A 4,801-nucleotide genomic window follows, 5' to 3' on the forward strand; every position below is an offset into this window, starting at 1 on the left:
GGATAGGCCCAATGCCGACCGCTCAAAGCACCAGCCCAGCCAGCAGAACCGACCCCGCACGTCGCCAAGCTCTGGCAATGGCTCCGGCTCCGGCCTTGGGCCTTTTAGCTTCTAAAAAAATAAACCCCACAAAAAAGAAAAGGCGCGGATCTTTCGATCCGCGCCCGGCGGCGGCAGGGGGAGAGAGGACCTGCCGCCGCCATTGCCTCGTTGTTGCCCGATCAGTACTTCAGGTTCTGCGACCAGTAGGTCTCGATCTGCTTCACCAGCGTGTCCGGCAGCGGCACATAGTCCAGCTGCTTGGCCTGCGCGTCGCCGCTCTTGTAGATCCAGCGGAAGAACTCCTGGGTCGCCTTCGCGCTGGCCACGTTCTTCGGCTGCTTGCGCACCAGAATGAAGTTGGTCGCCGTGATCGGCCAGGCGTCCGCGCCCGGGGCGTTGGTCATCACCAGGTAGAAGTCCTTCGCGCTGGCCCAGTCGGCGCTGGCGGCAGCCGCGGCGAACGACGTGTCGCTCGGCAGCACCACCTTGCCCGACGCGTTCTTCATCGCCGCGTAGGACATCTTGTTCTGCAACGCGTACGACAGCTCGACGTAGCCGATGCCGCCCTTGATCTGCTTCACGTACGCGGCAACGCCTTCATTGCCCTTGCCGCCGATGCCCACCGGCCACTGCACCGAGGTGCCTTCGCCGACCTTGCTCTTCCACTCCGGGTTCACCTTGGACAGGTAGTTGACGAAGTTGAAGGTGGTGCCCGAACCATCCGAGCGGTGCACGACCGTGATCTTGCCGTCGGACAGCTTCACGCCCGGGTTCAGGGCCGCAATGGCCGGGTCGTTCCAGGTCTTGATCTTGCCCAGGAAGATGTTGGCCAGCGTCGGGCCATCCAGCTTCAGCGCACCCGGCGCGATGCCGGCCACGTTGATCACCGGCACTACGCCGCCGATCACCGACGGGAACTGGGCCAGGCCGGCCGCGGCCAGTTCTTCCGGCTTCAGCGGGGCATCGGACGAACCGAAATCGACCGTCGCGGCCTTGATCTGGGCGATACCACCACCCGAACCGATCGACTGGTAATTGACCTTCTTGCCGGTCGCCGTGTTGTAGTCGGCCGACCACTTGGACATGACCGGGTAGATGAACGAGGCGCCCGCGCCGGTCACATCGGCGGCATTGGCGGCGAACACGGACGACGCGGCGAGGACGGCAACGGCGGCGCGCGACTTGAAGGCGTGGATCACGGGGTGGCTCCTGGGATGGATGACGGTGCGGGGTGTCCCGCCCGGTGCTCATTCCATAACGGTTCGATGACAGCGCAGCGTCTGTCATATGACCGCACCGTGACATGCGTCATGAGGTGTCCGTCACAATGGGCGCAGTGCCTCCGGAACCGCGTACTGGCGCCCGTCATGGCGCAGCACGTAGCGCCCGGTGTCCACCGGCGTGTCCTGGTCGCGGCACTGCCCGCCGTCCATCCAGCTCCGACTGGTCACGCGGCGCTCGCTGACGATCAGTTCGGCCAGACCGTGCCGCGGCGGCCGGCCCACCGCGAGCGTGCGTGTCATGTCGATGGACTCGCCCGCGCAGCGCGTATCCCACTCGGCCTGGTAGCGGCGCGTCACCAGCGGCGGGCTGAGTTCGTGCAGGTCGGTGCCCTGCATCGCCAGCAGCCACAGCTGCTCCTCGCTGAAGGGGTTGGGGCCGGAGCCATTGCGCCGCTGCAGGCGCAGCCCGAACGCCAGCGTGTCGGCAGACAGCGCGTAGCGCGCGGTGTCCAGGCGCATACCGTCGAAGAACACCGCGTCGCTGTCCAGCGCGCCTGCCAGCACCGTCCAGGCGCGCGGTGCCAGCGTGTCGGTGTCGATCACCATCACCTCCACGTCGCCATCGCGTGAATCGTTGTCGCCGCCATCGCGCCAGACCGGCGTGGCCAGCAGCGTCAGCCCGGGGCGGGCCGGCCAGCGCCGGCAGACGCTGCCGGTGGTGTCCCGGGTATAGCCGGCGCGATCGGGCAGCACGTTGCCTGCCCGTTCCAGGTACGCCTGCTGCGCCGCCGCCTGGGCATCGTGGCAGTCCTGCGCACGCGCGGGCAGGGCGGCGCCGCACAGGGCGGCCAGCAACACCAACAGGGCACTACGCATCGACACATCTACAGGGCAGGGGGCGCCCAGCATACGCGCCCGGGGTGCTCGGCATGCGCGACAACGCGACGCAGCCGGGGTGACCCGGCACTGCGCTACAACGCGACCCAGCCGGGGTGCCCGGTCATCGCGTGACAACGCGACGCAACCGGGGTGCCCCGGCATTGCGCTACAACGCGACGCAACCGGGGTGCCCGGTCATCGCGTGACAACGCGACGCAACCGGGGTGCCCGGTCATCGCGTGACAACGCGACGCAACCGGGGTGCCCGGTCATTGCGTGACAACGCGACGCAACCGGTAGAGCCACCCCATGGGTGGCTGCGCAGACAAAAAAAGGGCGCAGCCCAAGCTGCGCCCTCTCCATCACACAGTTACCGCCACGCTTACCAGAAGAACTGCAGGCGCGCTTCGAGGATGTTCGGGTCGTCGTTGACGAACGCACGCGCGGTCGAGTTGTACTTCTTGCTGTCCACCATCACGTAGTTCAGCGCGAACTTGGTGTTGGAGCGCCAGTAGTAGTTCACGCCCACGGTCCAGATGTCCATCTTGCCGCCGAGCACGCCATCGACGATCGGCGGACGGCCGGCCACCGGGTTGGCGTTGACGTTGCCGTCGTTCAGATCCATGTGGTCGTAACGTGCGCCCAGCTGCCACATGCCGCGGCCCGGCTCGTCCGGCAGGCCGGTGGTCGGGGTGCCGCCCTTGTAGCCCCAGGTTTCGCCGGTGATGTTCCACAGGCCGCTGACGTAGAAGCCGTCGCTGGTGTAGTTGTCGCGGGTGTAACGCTTGGCCTTGCTGGTGTAGTACTCGGCCTGGGCCTTGAACGGGCCGCCGATGTACATCGCTTCGGCACCGATCGTGCTCACGCGGTCGGTGTCCAGCAGGTTGCCGCTGTCGACCAGGCGCGCGGTGGCCAGGTCGGCGTTGGGACGGGCGCGCACGCGCAGGGTGTCCGCGTCGGTGTCGTAGTCCACATAGCTCAGGCCGAAATGCAGCACCTGGCCCTTGTCGTTGATCGGCGCCCAGGTACCGCGCGCGCCGTAGCCGCTGCCGTGGGCCAGGTTGCGGGTCAGCTCGCGGCCGAAGGCGCTGGCGGTCACCGACCAGTTGTTGTCGCCGATGCTGTAGGCGCCACCGAGGCGACGGGCCACCGCGTAGGTATTGGTGACGGCCGCCTTGGAAATGAAGTCGTTGTTCTTGGTGCTGGACAGTTCTTCCAGGCTGTTGGGCTGCTTGAACTGGCCGAACTGCACGAAGTGGTTGGCGTTGCCGGCCAGCTTGTACTTCAGGTTGGTGTCCAGGAACTTGTCGGCCTTGGCGTCGTAGCCGACCACCCATTCGATGTTGCCCGGGCCCTTGCCCTTGAGCACCAGTTCGGCGCGGCGCAGTTCGAACTCGCTGTCCTTGCCGTTGCCGGCATCACCGCCGTTGAGGTCGGTCAGGTCGTTGTCGAACCAGTTGCCGTCGGCCTGGACCAGGCCTTCGAAGGTGATCTCCGAGCCGCCGATCACATCGATGGCCACTTCGGCGTGGGCAGCCGGGACGAACAGCGCAGCCGCAACAGCCGCGGTCAGGAGTTGGCGATGCAGTTTCATGGAGAGGAGCCTTGCAGGCAGGTGGGAAGATGCTGCGCAGGCTAATTAGTGAAGATTGCGTAAATATGACAGTTTCAGGCAAACCGACGGCCGGCCCGGGTCAGGCCCTGTCAGGGGTTGCCATTGATGCCCGACGCAGATGACGGCCGGGTTGCGTGCAGATGGCAGTCGCGGTGCCGCGTCAGGCGGCGGTTTTCTGCTTGAACCGGCACAGGTCGCGGATGACGCATTGCGGGCAGTCCGGCTTGCGCGCCTTGCACACGTAGCGGCCGTGCAGGATCAGCCAGTGGTGCGCATCGAGCAGGAACTCGGCCGGGATCACCTTCACCAGCAGGTCCTCCACCGCGCGCACGTCCTTGCCCGGGGCCAGCCCGGTGCGGTTGGACACGCGGAAGATGTGGGTATCCACCGCCATCACCGGTTCGCCGAAGGCGGTGTTGAGCACCACATTGGCGGTCTTGCGGCCCACCCCGGGCAGCGCCTCCAGCGCGGCACGGTCGCGCGGGACCTCGCCGCCGTGCTGGTCGATCAGCATCGCGCAGGCGGCGATCACGTTCTTGGCCTTGGCGTTGAACAGGCCGATGGTGGCGATGTATTTCTTCAGGCCGTCTTCGCCCAGCGCAAGCATCGCCTGCGGCGTGTTGGCCACCGGAAACAGCTTGCGGGTGGCCTTGTTGACGCCCACGTCGGTGGCCTGCGCAGACAGCGCGACGGCCACCAGCAGCTCGAACGGCGAGCTGTACTCCAGTTCGGTCTTCGGGTGCGGATTGAGTTCGCGCAGGCGCGTGAACATCTCGATCACGTCGGCCTTGGGCATGCGCGCGCTGCGCGGCGCAGGCTTGGCCGCCGGGGTGCTCTTCATCGTGCTCATCAGGAGGTCTTGCCGGCGGCCTTGGCTTTCGCGCGCGCCAGGATCGCGGCGGCGGCGGGCGGCAGGGCCGGTTTCAGTTCGGGGGTAGGGGCAGGCGGTGCGCGGCGCGCCTCGCGTTCGGCGGCGCGGCGGGCCAGCCGCTGCGTGCGCTGCTGGTAGCGTGCGCGTGCGGCCCAGGCGCGGTGCAGCTGC

4 protein-coding genes and 1 pseudogene are annotated in these 4,801 nt (G+C 67.1%); all 5 read right to left on the minus strand.

The genetic code is table 11. The features are described from left to right. Positions 1–221 precede the first annotated feature (221 nt). The gene (pstS, locus tag DBR34_RS20460) at positions 222–1,241 is read right to left on the minus strand and encodes a phosphate ABC transporter substrate-binding protein PstS (RefSeq protein ID WP_128098138.1); all 1,020 of its coding nucleotides are present in this window, start codon (positions 1,239–1,241) and stop codon (positions 222–224) included. Between the two features lie 123 nt (positions 1,242–1,364). After that, positions 1,365–2,141, minus strand: a complete 777-nt coding sequence (locus tag DBR34_RS20465) for a hypothetical protein (protein WP_128098139.1) — start codon at positions 2,139–2,141, stop codon at positions 1,365–1,367. Between the two features lie 385 nt (positions 2,142–2,526). Beyond that, positions 2,527–3,738 (minus strand): OprO/OprP family phosphate-selective porin, encoded by a 1,212-nt coding sequence (locus DBR34_RS20470; protein WP_128098140.1) that lies wholly within the window; start codon positions 3,736–3,738, stop codon positions 2,527–2,529. 181 nt (positions 3,739–3,919) lie between these two features. Beyond that, complete coding sequence (nth, locus tag DBR34_RS20475; protein WP_038689371.1) at positions 3,920–4,609, minus strand: endonuclease III; 690 nt, start codon at positions 4,607–4,609, stop codon at positions 3,920–3,922. Continuing rightward, positions 4,609–4,801 (minus strand): annotated as a pseudogene (locus tag DBR34_RS24375) (hypothetical protein); the annotation flags it as partial. The gene nth and the pseudogene DBR34_RS24375, both read right to left, overlap by 1 nt.

The sequence above is a fragment of the Stenotrophomonas sp. HMWF003 genome, from assembly GCF_003061285.1.
GTDB classification, from domain to species: Bacteria; Pseudomonadota; Gammaproteobacteria; order Xanthomonadales; family Xanthomonadaceae; genus Stenotrophomonas; species Stenotrophomonas maltophilia_AP.

Bases quoted from the DNA above. Each gene is read 5' to 3' on its own strand.
- DBR34_RS20470 (WP_128098140.1), bottom strand. From the start codon at position 3,738: ATGAAACTGCATCGCCAACTCCTGACCGCGGCTGTTGCGGCTGCGCTG.
- DBR34_RS20465 (WP_128098139.1), bottom strand. From the start codon at position 2,141: ATGCGTAGTGCCCTGTTGGTGTTGCTGGCCGCCCTGTGCGGCGCCGCC.
- nth (WP_038689371.1), bottom strand. From the start codon at position 4,609: ATGAGCACGATGAAGAGCACCCCGGCGGCCAAGCCTGCGCCGCGCAGC.